Origin of the sequence: Fulvimarina pelagi HTCC2506 (genome assembly GCF_000153705.1) — a bacterium.
In the GTDB taxonomy this organism is placed as follows: Bacteria; Pseudomonadota; Alphaproteobacteria; order Rhizobiales; family Rhizobiaceae; genus Fulvimarina; species Fulvimarina pelagi.
Window position 1 is genome coordinate 2,967,902 of the sequence record NZ_DS022272.1, and the last position, 16,059, is coordinate 2,983,960.

Genomic DNA, 16,059 nt, shown 5'->3' on the forward strand with positions numbered 1-16,059 from the left:
CTCTCTGGGTGAGGCGCAGCAAGCACGATCGACGTATTGCGACGTCAACCGCCAAGCAGCCCGATGACCACGCTCATGATCAGAAATACACCGAACCAGTGGCCCGCATTGATGTAGGTCAGCCTGCGGGAACGGGCCTCGAAGGAATGGTCGACGACCATCGTCGCGAGCACGAAGCCCGCCCAGACGAGAATGCCGGTCACGAAGGTTTCGTATACGCCGACATTGCCGATGTGGGCCGTCAACCCGGCCAGCATGCCGGCGATGACGATGTATGCGATGAAGACGATCACCAGTGGCCCCGGCTTCAGGGCGGGTTTGCTGGAATAGCCAGTGGCAGTCATCCAGGGCTTTTCGAAAAGCCGGTGCCAGGAAAATCCGAAGAGAAAGGCGGCGAAGGCAGCGATAACGACGCCGAGCGGGCTGAAATTGGTGAAGCCCATGAGGCATGTCCTTGTCTTGCGACTGGTCCGCATCAGCTGCGGTCCAGTCCTTATCTGAAAGGCAGGCGGATTTCGTACCCAACGAGCCGTAATCGGCCTGGGTTCAATCGGTAAGGCTGCGGCCGAACAGCCTTGGAGACGCGATGGCGATCCCGGTTCTCGATAATCGAACGGCACGGCAGATTTTTCTCGACCGGCATCTCCTTGCCGGCATCACCGGCAAGACAACAGATCTTGGAGCTCTGATCCGCAATCTCGGCTTCGTTCAGCTCGACTCGATCCGCACGGTCGAGCGCGCCCACCACATGATCCTGCGAGCCCGGCAGCCCGGCTACAAGCCGAAAGCGCTCAAACTGCTGATGGAGCGCGACCGGGCAGTCTTCGAGCACTGGACTCATGACGCCTCGGTCATCCCGATGGACTTCCTGCCCTATTGGAAGATGAAGTTCGAGCGCACCTATCCGGCGCTACTTGAGCGCTTCATCGAGTGGCGAGGCGCGGCATTTCAGGACAAACTCGACGAGACGCTCCGCCATATCGAGGCGGAGGGACCTGTAGGCGTCGGCGATATCGGCCACGAGGAAGAACGTTCGGGCGGGGGTTGGTGGGAATGGCACCCCTCCAAGACCGCGCTCGAGTTCCTCTGGCGCACCGGAAGGCTGGCGATTACGCGGCGCGAGAATTTCAACAAGATCTACGATCTCGCTGCCCGCGTCTATCCGAACTGCGGGACCGCCAGCCTCGAAGAGACGCTCGACTGGTCCTGCAACGCCGCCCTGGACAGGCTTGGCTTTGCCACCTCTGGCGAGCTCGCCGCCTTCTGGAAGCTGATCAGCCCAGCCGAAGCGAAGACGTGGGTAGCGCGCGAGTTGGATGTCGACCGTTTGGAGGAGATCGATGTCGAAGGCTCCGACGGCCGATCGCGCCGCCACATCGCGCGGCCCGGCCTTCTCGACACCATCTCCGACATACCGACGAATGCGACGCGGGTGAAAATCCTCTCACCCTTCGATCCGATGCTGCGCGACCGAAACCGCACCGAACGCTTGTTCGGCTTCTTCTACCGGATCGAAGTCTTCGTGCCCGAACCCAAGCGGCAATACGGCTATTACGTCTTCCCTGTCCTTCAAGGCGACCGCATCATCGGACGTCTCGACACGAAGGCCGACCGCGCGAGCGGCACTTTGAACGTCCGCGCCTTCTGGCCGGAGAAGGGCATCAGGCGCTCCGCAGGCCGCATGGAAGCACTCTCCAAGGAGATCGAACGCCTCGCCCGCTTTGCCGAATGCGAGGAGACACGCTACGAGGCCGGATGGCTCCGGGGTGCTGGGTAAGCCGGCTTATCCCCTACGGTTCTTCGCCGCTTCGACGGCGATCGATAGCATCATCTGGCGGGTGATCGTCAGCGCCATCTGGTTTTCCTTGCGGCTGCGCAAAATGTCGGTCTCGATCCGCCGTGCCGTTCGGGCGAGCGCATCGAGCGGCCAAGAAGCGAGTGCGGTCTCCAGCGCAGCCTTACGTTTGAAGTGCGGGCGGCGGCGCTCAACGACCCGGCTCACCGGCTCGCCCTGGCGCTCCACGATCTCGCGCATTGCCGTCAGCTGCTGAATGGTGCGAAGCAGGTTCTGCTGAAGCTGGAAGATCGGCGTGCCGGCATCCGTCAAACGCTCGATCAGCGCCGGCAGCTTCTTCACCGCCCCGCTGATCGTCGCGTCGATCGCCTCGTCGACGGCATCGGCGGAGACATCGCCGACGATCGCCGCGACGTCGTCGGCCGTCACGCGCTCGGTGCCGTAAGCATAGACGCAGAGCTTCTCCACCTCGCCGCGAGAGGCCATGCGGTTCGCGCCCAGGCGGCTCTTCAGCTCTTCGCGCCCCTCGCGGTCGATCTGTAGACCGGCGCGGGAAAACTCCTCATCGATCATTCGGTCGAGAGCTCGGCCCTCGTCCTGATAGCATGGCAGGGCGATCGCGAATTTGGCCCTCTCGACGCTCAACCGCAGTGCGGCGTTTCTCTTCAAGTCGCCGGCTTCGACGATGAGTATCGCGCCTTCGAGTTTCTTTTCAGAAAGCGTTGCTACCGCTTCAGACAGCACCTTCCCGGTGCCTGCGCCGCGCACCCGGATCAGCCGCGTGCCACCGAACAGCGAGACCGTCAGCGCCTCGTCGTAGAGGCGGCCGATATCCTTTTCGAGCTCGTCGGCTGACAGGCTGACGCTTGCGAAGGGATCGCTCGGATCGATGCCCGAATGCCCCGCGATCGTCGCCGCACGTTCGGAGACGAGCCCCGGATCGGGCCCATAGAGGAGGATGACCGGATAGGAAAAGTCCGGCCGCGACAGAAAGGCGTCGACCTCGCCGGCCTTCTTCTGAGCCATGACGAACCTTTCGAGCCGCGGCAGGCTTGACCGAAATCAGTAGCCTTCCTGCTGGAGGGCGGTCGCGATCGTGATTTCGAGCTGGGCTGCAGCCTCCTTGCCGGCCTGTTCGCGGGCATCGAGCAGCGCGCGCTGGGCCTGATAAAGCTGCGATGTGCGGTCGTAAGGGGTGATGATCTCTCGCCTGCCACTATCGATGACTTGATCGTCAGAAAGCCGGATGAGACTGTAGGTCACCGTCAGATCGTAGATCGCGGAACGAGGAACGCCGCCCGTTTCAATCGAGATGCCGCGTTCGACCCCTGTAGCGTCCAGCCTGACCGCGTAGAGCGGCTCAGCGACCCGCGCGCCCGCGTTAAGACGCGAGAGCAGTTCGTTGCGCACGATCTGCGTAGTTCGGGTGTTCGCCTCGGTGATCGCGATCCGCCCTCTCAGGCTCGCAAGTCGAGATGCGGAAACACCATCGGCTGCGGAAAGATCGGCATAGAGCGGCCGCGCCGTGCAGGCGGAGAACGCGCTGAGGCCGGCGACGACAGCGAGCGCAACGCCGCAGCGCTTGAAACGATCAGACGACCACATTCACGATTCTCCCCGGCACCACGACCAACCGCTTGGGTTCGCCGCCGTTCAGCGCCTGCCGCACGACCTCGGCGGCGAGCGCTGCTTGTTCGATTTCAGCTTTGCTGGCCTCGGCCAAGACGGTCAAGTCGCCGCGCTTCTTTCCGTTGATTTGCAAGGGAAGTGTGACGCTGTCGTCGCGCAAGAGCCCCGCGTCGACCGCCGGCCAACTCTGCGCGGAAACAAAATCCTCGTGCCCGAGGAGCGTCCAGCATTCCTGCGCCAAGTGCGGCATCATCGGTGCGATCAGTCGGACGAGCATGTCGAGCGCCGCAGCGGCGGCAGCCTTCGTATTGGCATCCGCCTTGCCGATCTCGGACAGGGGGCCGGCCAGCGCGTTGACGAGTTCGTGGATCCGCGCAACCGCCTTGTTGAAGCCGAGTCGCTCAATGTCGGTTTGGACGCCATGCGCCGCACGATGCGCGGCCTTGCGGATATCGAGGCCCGGCTGCGCCTCGGGATCGCTCACGGCACCTGTACCGGCCACGTGCGGCGCGGCTTCGCTGACGAGCCGCCACAAACGCTGGACGAAGCGGAAGGCACCCTCCGCGCCCGCCTCGGTCCAGATTACGTCGCGATCGGGCGGAGAGTCCGAGAGCACGAACCAGCGCGCGGTATCGGCTCCGAACCGGCCGATAATATCCTCCGGATCGACCACGTTTTTCTTCGACTTCGACATCTTCTCGATGCCGCCGATAGCAATCTCGGCCCCGGTGGAAATGCGGGTCGCGACGCGCTTTCCATTCTCCTCGAAGATGTTCACATCAGCCGGCGGCACCCATTCGCGGCCGTCCTTGTAGGTCTCGTGGACGACCATGCCCTGCGTGAACAAACCCTTGAATGGCTCGCCCAGATCGAGATGCCCGGTCGTCTTCATGGCGCGTACGAAGAAGCGCGAATAGAGAAGATGCAGGATCGCGTGCTCGATGCCGCCAATATACTGATCGACCGGCAGCCACTGATTGGCAGTGTCCGGTACGGTCGGATTCTCGGCGCGCGGAGCGGTGAAGCGGGCGAAATACCAGGACGAGTCGACGAAGGTGTCCATCGTATCCGTCTCGCGCAGCGCCTCGGCGCCGCATTGCGGACAGGAGGTCTTCCGCCAGGTCGGATGGCGATCGAGCGGATTGCCCGGCTTTTCGAAGTCGATGTCCTCAGGCAGTTCGACGGGCAGGTTCTCCCGTTTCTCCGGCACGACGCCGCAGGCTTCGCAATGGATGACCGGGATCGGGCAGCCCCAGTAGCGCTGGCGCGAAATGCCCCAGTCGCGCAGGCGGAAATTGATCCTCCGCTCTGCTATGGGTTTGCCGGCTAAGTCGGCGTTCTCGAGCCGGCTCGCGACCGCCTCGAAACCCTCGTCCGGCGTCTTGCCGTCGAGGAACCCGGAGTTGAACAGCACGCCGTCGCCATCATAAGCTTCGGAATAAATAGAAAAGACCGTTGGGTCCTCCTTCGGTGGCAGCACCACGGGCTTGACCGGCAGCACGTATTTCCGCGCGAAGTCGAGGTCGCGCTGGTCGTGTGCCGGGCAGCCGAAAATTGCGCCGGTGCCGTAGTCCATCAGCACGAAGTTCGCGACATAGACCGGCAGTTTCCAGTTCGGATCGAACGGATGCACTGCCTCGACGCCGGTCTGGTAGCCCTTCTTTTCGGCCGTCTCCAGCGCCTCGGCGCTCGTGCCCGAGCGCCGGCATTCAGCCGCGAATTCGGCGAGTTTTGGGTCGCTCTCGGCGAGCTTCAACGCCAGCGGATGATCGGCCGCGACCGCGAGGAAGGAGGCTCCGAACAGCGTGTCGGGCCGTGTCGTGAAGACGGTCAGTTCGTCGATGCCTTCGGGCTTGCCGCCCTCGGCCAGCGACCAGCGGACCATCAGGCCTTCCGACTTGCCGATCCAGTTCTTCTGCATCAGCCGGACCTTTTCCGGCCAGTTCGGCAGATGGTCGAGCGCCTGGAGCAGATCCTCGGCGAAATCGGTGATCTTGAAGAACCACTGGGTCAGTTCGCGCTGCTCGACGAGCGCGCCCGAGCGCCAGCCGCGGCCGTCCTCAACCTGTTCGTTGGCGAGCACGGTCATGTCGACCGGGTCCCAGTTCACCTTCGACTTCTTGCGATAAGCGAGTCCCGCATCGAGGAAGTCGAGGAAGAGCATCTGCTGGCGATGATAATATTCGACGTCGCAGGTCGCGAATTCCCTGGACCAATCGAGCGAAAGCCCCATCGACTTCAGCTGGGTGCGCATGGACGCGATGTTCTCGTAGGTCCATTTTGCCGGATGCACTTTGTTCTGCATCGCCGCGTTCTCCGCCGGCATTCCGAATGCGTCCCAGCCCATCGGATGGATTACGTTGAACCCTTGCGCCCGCTTGTAGCGCGCCACCACGTCGCCCATCGTGTAGTTGCGCACATGACCCATGTGAATGCGCCCCGAGGGATAGGGGAACATCTCCAGCACATAGTATTTCTCGCCCGGCGCGTCGGTCTTCGTCTCATAAAGACCCGCCTCGTCCCAAGCTGTCTGCCAGCGAGGTTCGACGGCACGCGGATTATATCGTTCGATGGTCATAGCTCGGGTATCGGAAGGGCCAGATTGACGGAAAAAGAATGCCGGTGTTCAACACGGCTTTGACGAAAGCGTCAACCGAAACCGCGGTCTCGGGCCGCCGCTGCCGTATCCTGGTGGCGTTGTCACCGTAGCCAGTCTTCGCGCTGGTGATCATTCTTGCCGGCAAATTGCGTTCGCCAAGAAACCGGTTCGAGGGCTGAAGGAGACAGCTTCACGCTCGAGGATGAACTGATAACGATGGAACTGATCTCGTTCAGCATCACGCTGAGCGTCAAGAAATCTCGGCCAACTGAACCGTGGTTATTCGGGTCACCGTGTTGAGTTAGGCTCTGGATACCCGTTCTCGTCGGGCATCCACTCCTGCAATATATGCCCAGATCCTTTCAGAATCAGAAGGAGCCGTCCCGATGGCCGTCGCCGACCAGTATCACGCCGTAAAAAACGCCATCGCGAAGGCGATGGCCGATGCCGGTCGGAAGCCGGACAGCGTCGCCCTGGTCGCAATTTCCAAGACCCATGGCGAGGACAAGATCCTGCCTCTGCTAGAAGCCGGGCACCGGGTATTCGGCGAGAACAAGGTACAGGAAAGCCAAGCCAAATGGCCAACGCTGCGCGAGCGCTTTCCTGATATCGAACTGCGCCTCGTGGGGCCCCTTCAGTCCAACAAGACCGGCGATGCCGTCGCACTTTTCGACGTCATAGAAAGCGTCGACCGGGAAAAGATCGCACGCGCAATCGCCAAGGAAGTCGAAAAGCAGGGCCGAAACCCACGCCTTTATGTTCAGGTGAACACCGGAGAAGAAGAACAGAAAGCGGGCATCCTGCCGAAGGAGGCCGTCGCCTTCGTCGAGCGTTGCCGCTCCGAACACGGCCTGACGATCGAGGGTCTCATGTGCATCCCGCCGGTCGACGAGAACCCGGGCCCCCACTTCGCACTGCTCGCCAAGCTCGCGGGGGAGGCCGGCGTCGAGAAGCTCTCCATGGGCATGAGCGGTGACTACGAGACCGCGATTCAATTCGGCGCTACGAGCGTCCGCGTCGGCTCGGCGATCTTCGGGGAGCGGGACTACTCGGGAAACTGAACCGCGAGCGTTTCACGTGAAACGTCGACGCTCGCGCTCAGTCGAAACGGATGCGATGGAGGGATGCGCCGTTTGCCTTGAGCCAGGTTCGCCCCTCATCCATGTCCGGGCAGAGATCGCGGCAGAGGGCCCAGAACGCGGCCGAGTGATTCATCTCTTTGAAATGAGCGACTTCGTGCGCCACGAGATAGTCGAGCACATTGGGCGGCGCCATGACGATCCGCCAAGAGAACGAGAGGCGGCGATCGGACGTGCAGGAGCCCCAGCGGCTGACCGTATCCTTGAGCGAAAGCGCATTTGGGCTCAATCCGACACGCACGGCGTGGTTTGAAACCGCCGCCGTCAGATCGACTTTGGCTTCCTTGCGTAGGAAGTCCTTCACCCGCCGGCTGAAGTGCTCCGGCATTCCGCCGATCGACAGTTCACGCGAATCGGTATCGAGACGCGTAACTCTCCGCCCGCCACAATGTACGAGCCGGATAGCCGCGCCGCGAATGGGAATCGTGCAGCCGTCAGCGACCGTGACCGGCGCTGCTGCACCCCCTGCCCGCTCCGCGATCCAGTCGCGATGCCGCGTGATGAAATCGGACAGCACCTTCTTCCGCGTCCGCGGCGGGACCGTGACGATAACTCCGCCGTCTGGTGCGACACGCAGGATCAGCCGTTTGGCGCGGGCGTTTTCGCGTACCGTAACCGGCACCTGCCTTCCTCCGGCCTCCACGAAATCCGGCATGGGAAATGCGTCGGGACGCCGATAGAGACTACGGAGTTTGAGCGGCATGGGTCTCAAGTCGAGAATGATTCGTCCGTTCGGTGACACATGATACGACAATCGAGTCGCTCTCATGGCGACGCCATTCGCTCGGCCGGTTTGTTCGCCGGCGTTTCCATCGTGGTCTGCAGTTGCGCAAAGAAAAAGGCGGCGCCGCAAGGCACCGCCTTCACTTGAGCAACTCATCGCGACCAACTCAGGTCAGCCGCAAGAGACCGCCATCAAGCTGGGTGGCCATCGACCACCGGACCCTCGTCTTTGCGGGTCCCGCGTGAACGACGATCACGCATGAAGCGATCGAACTCTTCCTGATCCTTTGCTCGCCGCAGTTCGCGAGCATAAGCTTCGAATTCGGCCGAAGCCTCGTGCAGCTTGCGTCGTTCCTCGTCGAGGCGCTTCAGCTCGGCGTCGCGCCAGTCGTCGAAAGCGACATTGCCGGTACGCTGCCCACCAAAGGACGACGCATCGAAACCGGCCCGCTTCAGACCGCCGAAGAAGCGGTCGGTCGATGTATTGACGTCGCGCTTGAACGCGTCGAGCCGATCGCCCCACAGAATATAGGCAAGAACTGCCAGGCCGAGCGGCCAGAACACGAAGAAACCGCCAACCATCAGGGCGATCGTTGCTGGCGTCCAGGCCGGCCGAATAAGGGCGCGTGAAGTCATGGTGATCCCGTTCCTTTTGAAAATCGGCGACGACGCCAAGCATCGTCGACCCGCAGAGAGTGCTCGTCTTTATTTCCCGCATGATGTGGTGATGGCAGACAGTGCGTTCAATCACCGAGATGAAGAAATCAGATGAGACGACGTCGGCACATCTTGGCTGCTTCGTTTCACTAGGCTTGGCTGCAGACCTGATTCCATCTTTTCGGATCGGCGGAAGACGGCTATCGCTCGCAGATGACGGATATTGCCATTCTGGCCGGGCTCTTCTGGAGCGCCTTCCTCGCGGCCACGATCCTGCCTGGCGCTTCCGAAGTCGTTTTGGTCGCAACCCTTACCGAAACGGTTGTCGATCCAGTCACGGCTGTCCTGGTCGCCAGCACCGGCAATACGCTCGGCTCGGTGGTCAACTGGGCGATGGGTCGGTATCTCGCACGTTATGCCGACAGACGCTGGTTTCCGCTTCCGAAGCCCGCTCTTCTCAAGGCTCAAACGGTCTTTCGACGCTATGGCGTATGGATGCTCCTTTTTGCTTGGTGGCCCTTCGGCGGTGATGCACTCACGCTCGCGGCCGGCTTCCTGCGTGTACATCTCGCTACCTTCACGATCCTCGTCGCTGCTGGCAAAACTGCACGATACGCCGCCGTTGCCGGAGCGACCATCGGCCTTTCCGAACTCCTCCAGTGAACGAGACAAAGTTGCGAGAAGGCCCATTGGAACGGGACCGGGTAACTTACCTGTGATAATAGATTTGAACGCTTATAATAAGCCTAGGTTACGTTTTCTTAGTCCGAGTTTTGTTTGATTGGCTTACGGTTTCACTCGACCAAAGGTCAGCTCTGAATGCCCCGTCAGACACCCTCGTATCGCCCCTCGACGTCCAGCGCCCCTATTCTTGGCAGGCAACACCTATCTGGCTTGCTATGCCCCTGCAGCCGAAAGACGTTGTCCTCGCCGTCATTTCGCGATGCGACCGCAGGTGTTGCTGGGATCGAGTTCGCACTTGTCCTTCCCCTGTTCCTCTTCATCACCTTCGCTGCGGCTTTCTTCGGCATCTATATCGGGCTGTCACACTCGCTGCAGGCAATGTCCGCCGATGCGAGCCGCTATGCCATGGTTGGTCACAATGCAGAGGAACGACGGCTGCTGGTCGGCGACGCTTTGCGCGATGCCTCGCAGCAATACGCGTTGATCAACGATGATCTGCTGACTTTCGAAATCGAGGAAGACGGCGAGTGGCTGACGGTCAGCGTCGCTTACGACGTATCGAAGAGCAGGCTTCCCACGATCGTGACCGAGCCCCTCGGTCGCTTCGATTCCCTGAAGCGCTCGGCGACGGTGCTGCTGCCATGATCAGATCGCTGTCCGCATTCATCTCCGGTTCCGATCGCGGCAACATTGCGGTCAGTTTCGCGCTGCTCCTCCCGCTCATTCTTGGCTTCGGCGGTTTTGCGACCGATCTCGGTCTTGCTTATTTGGAACGCCGCTCCCTTCAGGCCGCGACTGATGCCGCGGCCTTGGCTGCCATCCGCCATCCGCATGATGCCGAAGCGATCGCAGCGAAAGTCTTCGCCGCATCTTCGCAAAAGGACGCAACCTTCGACGTCGTCTTCGGCTCATACGAACCGGACCGGAACCGCGACGAACGTTTCCGACCTGAGGGTTCGAGCGCAGTTTCGGTGGTCCGTGTCGAAGCAAGAAAACCACATCATTATACGTTGGCACGTGTGCTCGGCGTCAACGGAGTCGAGCTGTCCGCCAGCGCAGACGCCTCGCTCAATGCGCAGGTCGTCTTTCAGGCTGGGAGCCGGCTCATGAAAGTCGATCCCCCGGTCCTCAACGCCGTGCTGCGGGAGATCGTCGGCGCAGAACTCTCGTTGACCGCACTCGACTACAACAATCTGATTGATGCGCAGGTCCGCCTTGGAGACCTTTTCGAGAATGCTCCGGCAGATGGCTCCAGCACACCGGATGTGGCGGGCCAATTCGGCGCCAAACTATCGACCAGCGCCCTCTTCATGCGCGTCTCCGAGGCGCTTCGGAAGGATGGCAGACCTGTCGCCGCAGCCTCGATGCGGAAGGCGGCCCAAAGCTCTCTCTCACTGACGACGAAGGTTACCGTTTCGAATCTCATCAATCTTGGCCCGGATGGCGTATCGATCTCACGAAACCAGACCGCGGAGCTTTTGAACCTGAAACTGTCCGCCCTCGATATTGTCGAGGCGGCTGTTAGGCAGACGATTCACGGTTCGGGCACGGATGTCAGTCTCAATCTGCCGCTGATCGCGGATGTCGACCTGTCCTTGATGGTAGGCGAGCCGATGAAGTCGAGCCCCTCGCTCGCAGTCGCAGGGATCGGCGAGGGCATCGAGACCGGTCAGGCACGCCTGCGCCTGCGCGCCGCAACGGTCGAGCTCCTCGCGGCGCTCGGCATCGGCGTCGACCTCCCCCTCGAGGCGATCGTTGCAGGCGGTCGGGCCGAGGTCGCTTCGGTCGCCTGCGCGGCCGATCCGCTTGAAACGTCCGTCACTCTCGCGGTGACACCGGGTATCGCCCGGCTTTCGATTGGGCGATGGACAAAAGACCTCCGCGACATCGCCATGGGTGACCAGCTGGCTCATGCGGAGATTGCCAAGGCACTCCTTGCCAGAGTGGATGCCCGCGGCAATCTCTCATTGGCGGATACCAAGCCGGTGCTCGTCACATTCACGGGCCGTGAAATTGCGGCGGGTACCCTCAAGACGGCGCGTACGACATCGTTCGTCTCCAGTCCGCTGGCAAGCCTCTTCGGCCAGACCAGACTTACGGTTCGAACCGCTATGATCGGGGTGTCGAGCGGCTCGTTGACGAACTCCGTACGCGACAGGCTGACCGACGTCGCGGCACCGCTCGACGATCTTCTTGCAGATCTTCTCGATCTCGCGGGAGTTGGCCTCGGCGAGATCGACGTGAAGATCGAAGATGTTCTCTGCAGCAATGCACGGCTCGTCGGATGAGACAGCGTCAGGCGGTTCGGACTCTAGTTGCCGGTGCCGCTCGCCCAATCCGGCATTTCGCCGACCGTCACCCCGAAGAGCGTCGTCAGCACGAGATATCCGATGGTGGAGACCACGATCAGCGCAGCGAGATTGTGCCACGCGCCGTAGCGGACCATCTGCGGGATCGTGACGTGGCCGGATGAAAAGACCAGCGCGTTAGGCGGGGTCGCCACCGGCATCATGAAAGCCATCGAAGCCGAAAGCGCCGCCGGAACCGCCAGCATCAGCGGGTTTTCACCAATGTTCTGGGAGAGCGCGGCGAGAAGCGGCAGGAAAGTCGCCGCGGTCGCAGTGTTCGAGGTGAACTCGGTCAGCATCAGCATGATCGAAGCAACCACAAGAACGAGGACGATCAAGGTCAGCGTGCCGGCGAATGAGCCGATCGCCGAGCCGATCCACTCGTCGAGACCGGTTTCGGTCACCGCAGCCGCGAGGCTGAGCCCACCCCCGAAAAGGATGAGAACACCCCAGGGGAGTTTCGCGGCCGTTTTCCAGTCGAGCAACCCGATCCGCGTCCCGTCTCCGTCCTTCTCGGAGGTTGGAATGACGAAGAGTAGCAATGCGGCGCCGATGGCGATCGCCGCATCGTCGAGTTCCGGGACGAAGTTCTGCAGCCAGGAACGCAGGATCCACAGAACCGCTGCGCCGGCGAAAACGGCGCCGACGATCGTCTCGGCGCGCGACATCGAGCCGAGCCCGATCAGTTCCCTCTTGATCACCTCCTGGGCACCCTCGATCTCGTCCTTCTTCAGGCCGATCGCGAACTGCGTGAGCAGGAACCAGGATATGCCAAGCATCAGGATCGCCACCGGCAAGCCGATCAGCATCCAGCGGCCGAAGCCTAGATCGTAGCCGTAATTCTGGCTGAGCGTCCCGGCGAGCAGCGCATTCGGCGGGGTGCCGATGAGGGTCGCGACGCCGCCTATGGACGCGGAATAGGCTACGCCCAGTAAGAGCGCGAGGGCGAATTTCTTCGCATCGGCCGCATTCCCGGTCTCGTCGCCCACCAGCCCGACGACCGAAAGCGCGATCGGGAGCATCATCACCGTCGTCGCGGTATTGGAGACCCACATCGAGAGAAAGGCGGTAGCCAGCATGAAGCCGCCGACGATATGGTGCTGGCGCGAGCCCGTACGCGAGACGATGTTGAGCGCGATCCGCCGGTGGAGGTTCCATCGTTCCATGGCGCCGGCCAGCATGAAGCCGCCCATGAAAAGGAAGATGGTTGGATCAGCGTAGGGCGCGGCTGCATCGTCCATCGAGGTCGCGCCAGTGAGTGGAAACAGGACGAGAGGCACAAGAGCCGTTGCCGGCACCGGGATTGCCTCGGTGATCCACCAGACGATCATCAGGCTCGCCACTGCCACCACGCGCCAGGCTTCGATTGCGAGACCCTCCGGCGGAGGGAGGATGAGAAGGACGACGAAGACGCCAAGGCCAATCAACATTGGCAGGAGTTTCAGCGAGCCTGTCGCACCCTCTCCGGCAGTTTCACTTGAAACGTCCTGATCCGCTCCAGCCGCTTGATCGCTTGTCGCCATCCCTCGCTACCCTTCGCGAACTGTTTGTTACCGCAGGGTGAATTGGCGGCAGTGCCCGCTCCGGCAAGAGTTCTTGGCAGCCTCGCCATGGAAGTAATGCGCGAGCCTCGCGCACTTAAGCGTGAGCGCTGTGTCGTTCCGCTGTCGTAAAACTCCTCTATCTATTCCAGCTGACGCAGGTACCGCATCAGCTCGGGAGGTCTTCATGCGCGCCGCTCTTGCCCTCGCCGCCTTTTCCAGTCTCGCCCATGTCCAGCCGGGGTTGGCGCAGGAGCAGACGGCAGCAGGCGACAACACGATGCCGACCTCGGCGGAAATCGGCTCGCGGCCCGGCTACCTCGTCGATCAACTCGAAGATGGCGAGCTGAAGACGCAGTTATCTGCCTGTCTCGGCCAACCGATGGAGGCGAACGACTGGTCGATCGGCCATCGCGGCGCCCCACTTCAGTTTCCTGAACACACCCGCGAGTCCTATGTCGCAGCCGCCCGTCAGGGCGCCGGGATCATCGAATGCGACGTCGCCTTTACAAAGGACCGCGAGCTCGTCTGCCGCCACGCCCAGTGCGATCTGCACACGACGACGGATATCCTGACGCGACCGGAACTCGCCGCAAAATGTACGACGCCCTTCGCGGCAGCGACTGGCTCGGGCGAAGGGGAGGAGGCGCAGGCGAAATGCTGTACTTCGGACCTGACGCTCGCCGAATTTCAGACGCTGAGCGCCAAGATGGATTCCTTCGACCCGGCCGCCGAGACCGCCGAAGACTATCAGGACGGTCTCGCGGAATGGCGCACGACGCTCTATTCGCCGGGCACACTCATGACGCATGCCGAGTCGATCGAACTCATCAAGTCGCTCGGCCGCAAGTTCACGCCGGAGTTGAAGGGCCCCGAGGTCGAGATGCCCTATGAGGGAGAGTACAGCCAGGCCGATTACGCCCGGCAGATGATCCAGGACTATATCGATGCAGGCGTCCCGCCGAGCGACGTCTATCCCCAGTCCTTCAATCTCGAAGACGTCAAATTCTGGATCGCTGAGTTCCCAGAATTCGGCCAACAGGCCGTCTTCCTCGACGATCGCTACGAGACGCTCGAGGGCTTCGACCCGATGCAGCCGGATACGTTCGAGCCGACGATGCAGTCGCTTGCCGACGACGGCGTACAGATCATCGCACCGCCGCTCTGGATGTTGGTCACCACCGAGAACGGAGAAACCGTTCCTTCACCCTATGCCGAGGCGGCTAAAGAAGCTGGCCTCGATATCATTGCGTGGTCGCTGGAGCGCTCCGGGCCACTTACCGAAGGTGGTGGCTGGTACTATCAGTCGATCGCCGACGTGACGTCTTCCGATGCCGACGTGCTCAAGCTGCTCGACGTGTTCGCGAACGACATAGGCGTAAGGGGCGTCTTCTCGGACTGGCCAGCGACGACGACGTTTTTTGCCAATTGCGTCCAATCGGGCGGAAATGAGGCGAAAGCGAATTGACTCTCAACGGAAACTAAAGATAATCTTTAGATGATGGGAGAACGCACGCTAAATTGGCGTATTTTCCTTCTGTCTTCTGTAAAACAGGACGTCTAGAAACGCGATGACTTTGTCTTTTCTTCGCAACCGCGTCCTTGAACGCGCGACCGACACGGCGCCGGAAACGGTCGAAGCTCCTCTTGTTCCCGACCTGCCCGCGGAGACGGAGTCCCGTCGGACCGGTCCATTCTCCAAATCGGACGATGTTCATGCCCTCTACCGCGCGGCCGATGCCGCTGGCGGCGCAACCGCGATGATGATCGCCGACTGAGGAGCCGGCTTCCACATCGGCGGATTCTTGCCAAATGCGCGAGCCTCTGGGCGGGATCGCCATTAAAGTTGGGAACGCTGAGCGCGCAGCAAGCGCACCTGTTCACGATCCGTGACCGACCATCAGTATCAACGGAAAAACTCGATGCGTATGGACCGCGTCGCGGTGCGAAGGCGCTGCTTCGCCGCCAGAATGCTGACTCAGGCGCGTGATATCGGATCCAGCAAGCGTAGCACCTATTCAGCTGCCGCGCGTTTCGGCTGGACCTCGGCCGAATAGTCTTCCACCAGTCGGCGGGTGATTCCGCCCGGCGTGAACCGCCAGTCCGCGATCTCCGCGACCGGCGTCACTTCCGCAGCCGTTCCGCAGATGAAGCACTCGGAGAAGCCGTTGAGCTCGTCCGGCATGATCGCGCGCTCGACCACCTCGAAGCCGCGCCTGCGTGCAAGCTGGATCACCGTCTGTCGGGTAATGCCATTGAGGAAGCAGTCCGGGTCCGGCGTGTGGATGACGCCATCCTTGACGAAGAAGATGTTGGCACCGGTCGCCTCGGCCACCCGGCCGCGCCAGTCGAGCATCATCGCGTCCGCATAACCCTTCGCCTCAGCCGCATGCTTGGATATCGTGCAGATCATGTAGAGGCCGGCCGCCTTGGCCCGCGAGGGGGCCGTCATCGGGTCGGGTCGCCGGTATTCGGCAAGATCGAGCCGGATACCTTTCATCCGCTGATCGGGATCGAAATAGCTCGGCCATAGCCAAGCGGCGATCGCGACGTTGATGCGGTTCTTCTGTGCCGAGACGCCCATCATTTCAGAGCCACGCCATGCGACCGGGCGAACATAGGCGTCCGTGAAGTCCTGCCGCTTCAGAAGTTCGTTCGTCGCCGCGTCGATTTCCTCTGCGCCGTACGGGATTTTGAAGCCGAGGATGCGAGCCGACTCGATCAGCCGATCGGTGTGCTCGCGCAGCTTGAACACTTCACCGCCATAGGCCCGCTCGCCCTCAAAGACCGAACTCGCATAGTGAAGACCATGGGTGAGCACATGGATTTTGGCATCCTTCCACGGCACGAAGGCGCCGTTCATCCAGATTTCGCCCTCGAGCTGGTCGAATGGAACGCTGCTCATGGTCTGAAGTCCTCCGGCGCCCGATCTTCGGAACGCAAT

The 16,059-nt window shown here is 61.7% G+C and carries 15 protein-coding genes; 7 read left to right on the plus strand and 8 right to left on the minus strand.

The features are described 5' to 3' along the window. Nucleotides 1-44: 44 nt before the first annotated feature. A complete protein-coding gene (locus FP2506_RS13865; protein WP_007068160.1) occupies nucleotides 45-443 on the minus strand; it encodes a DUF1761 domain-containing protein in 399 nt (132 codons plus the stop codon). Between the two features lie 143 nt (nucleotides 444-586). On the opposite strand from FP2506_RS13865, the gene FP2506_RS13870 reads away from it, so the two are divergent. Then, a complete protein-coding gene (locus FP2506_RS13870) occupies nucleotides 587-1,777 on the plus strand; it encodes a winged helix-turn-helix domain-containing protein (RefSeq protein ID WP_007068161.1) in 1,191 nt (396 codons plus the stop codon). 6 nt (nucleotides 1,778-1,783) lie between these two features. Here the strand turns inward: FP2506_RS13870 and holA are convergent, their stop codons facing one another. Genes holA through leuS form a run of 3 tightly spaced genes read right to left on the minus strand, consistent with a single transcriptional unit; the run spans nucleotide 1,784 to nucleotide 6,002 of the window. After that, complete coding sequence (holA, locus tag FP2506_RS13875) at nucleotides 1,784-2,821, minus strand: DNA polymerase III subunit delta (protein WP_007068162.1); 1,038 nt, start codon at nucleotides 2,819-2,821, stop codon at nucleotides 1,784-1,786. 36 nt (nucleotides 2,822-2,857) lie between these two features. After that, nucleotides 2,858-3,400, minus strand: coding sequence for a hypothetical protein (locus tag FP2506_RS13880; RefSeq protein WP_007068163.1), 543 nt, complete (start codon nucleotides 3,398-3,400; stop codon nucleotides 2,858-2,860). After that, a complete protein-coding gene (gene leuS / locus FP2506_RS13885) occupies nucleotides 3,387-6,002 on the minus strand; it encodes a leucine--tRNA ligase (protein WP_007068164.1) in 2,616 nt (871 codons plus the stop codon). Before leuS ends, FP2506_RS13880 begins: the two co-directional genes overlap by 14 nt. A gap of 407 nt (nucleotides 6,003-6,409) precedes the next feature. On the opposite strand from leuS, the gene FP2506_RS13890 reads away from it, so the two are divergent. Next, nucleotides 6,410-7,084: a YggS family pyridoxal phosphate-dependent enzyme gene (locus tag FP2506_RS13890; RefSeq protein WP_007068166.1), complete on the plus strand. Its 675-nt coding sequence runs from the start codon at nucleotides 6,410-6,412 to the stop codon at nucleotides 7,082-7,084. A gap of 37 nt (nucleotides 7,085-7,121) precedes the next feature. On the opposite strand, the gene FP2506_RS13895 is transcribed toward FP2506_RS13890, so the two are convergent. Both FP2506_RS13895 and FP2506_RS13900 read right to left on the minus strand, forming a co-directional pair. Next, nucleotides 7,122-7,817, minus strand: coding sequence for a M48 family metallopeptidase (locus tag FP2506_RS13895; protein ID WP_244404202.1), 696 nt, complete (start codon nucleotides 7,815-7,817; stop codon nucleotides 7,122-7,124). 260 nt (nucleotides 7,818-8,077) lie between these two features. Then, nucleotides 8,078-8,521 carry a DUF2852 domain-containing protein gene (locus tag FP2506_RS13900; protein ID WP_007068168.1) on the minus strand — a complete coding sequence of 148 codons (444 nt, stop codon included), beginning with the start codon at nucleotides 8,519-8,521 and terminating at the stop codon, nucleotides 8,078-8,080. A 234-nt stretch (nucleotides 8,522-8,755) separates the two neighbouring features. Between FP2506_RS13900 and FP2506_RS13905 the strand changes: the two genes are divergently transcribed. The 3 genes from FP2506_RS13905 (at nucleotide 8,756) to FP2506_RS13915 (ending at nucleotide 11,514) form a co-directional block, all read left to right on the plus strand. Beyond that, nucleotides 8,756-9,205, plus strand: coding sequence for a YqaA family protein (locus FP2506_RS13905; protein ID WP_007068169.1), 450 nt, complete (start codon nucleotides 8,756-8,758; stop codon nucleotides 9,203-9,205). 258 nt (nucleotides 9,206-9,463) lie between these two features. Continuing rightward, nucleotides 9,464-9,871, plus strand: coding sequence for a TadE/TadG family type IV pilus assembly protein (locus FP2506_RS13910; protein ID WP_007068170.1), 408 nt, complete (start codon nucleotides 9,464-9,466; stop codon nucleotides 9,869-9,871). Beyond that, a complete protein-coding gene (locus tag FP2506_RS13915; RefSeq protein ID WP_007068171.1) occupies nucleotides 9,868-11,514 on the plus strand; it encodes a pilus assembly protein TadG-related protein in 1,647 nt (548 codons plus the stop codon). Before FP2506_RS13910 ends, FP2506_RS13915 begins: the two co-directional genes overlap by 4 nt. 23 nt (nucleotides 11,515-11,537) lie before the next feature. Here the strand turns inward: FP2506_RS13915 and FP2506_RS13920 are convergent, their stop codons facing one another. Continuing rightward, complete coding sequence (locus FP2506_RS13920; protein WP_007068172.1) at nucleotides 11,538-13,097, minus strand: SLC13 family permease; 1,560 nt, start codon at nucleotides 13,095-13,097, stop codon at nucleotides 11,538-11,540. Nucleotides 13,098-13,302: 205 nt separating this feature from the next. On the opposite strand from FP2506_RS13920, the gene FP2506_RS13925 reads away from it, so the two are divergent. Both FP2506_RS13925 and FP2506_RS13930 read left to right on the plus strand, forming a co-directional pair. Next, nucleotides 13,303-14,583: a glycerophosphodiester phosphodiesterase family protein gene (locus FP2506_RS13925; RefSeq protein WP_007068173.1), complete on the plus strand. Its 1,281-nt coding sequence runs from the start codon at nucleotides 13,303-13,305 to the stop codon at nucleotides 14,581-14,583. Between the two features lie 103 nt (nucleotides 14,584-14,686). Continuing rightward, nucleotides 14,687-14,893 carry a hypothetical protein gene (locus FP2506_RS13930; protein WP_007068174.1) on the plus strand — a complete coding sequence of 69 codons (207 nt, stop codon included), beginning with the start codon at nucleotides 14,687-14,689 and terminating at the stop codon, nucleotides 14,891-14,893. A 236-nt stretch (nucleotides 14,894-15,129) separates the two neighbouring features. Here the strand turns inward: FP2506_RS13930 and FP2506_RS13935 are convergent, their stop codons facing one another. Further along, nucleotides 15,130-16,020 carry a branched-chain amino acid aminotransferase gene (locus FP2506_RS13935; protein ID WP_007068175.1) on the minus strand — a complete coding sequence of 297 codons (891 nt, stop codon included), beginning with the start codon at nucleotides 16,018-16,020 and terminating at the stop codon, nucleotides 15,130-15,132. Between the last annotated feature and the right edge of the window lie 39 nt (nucleotides 16,021-16,059).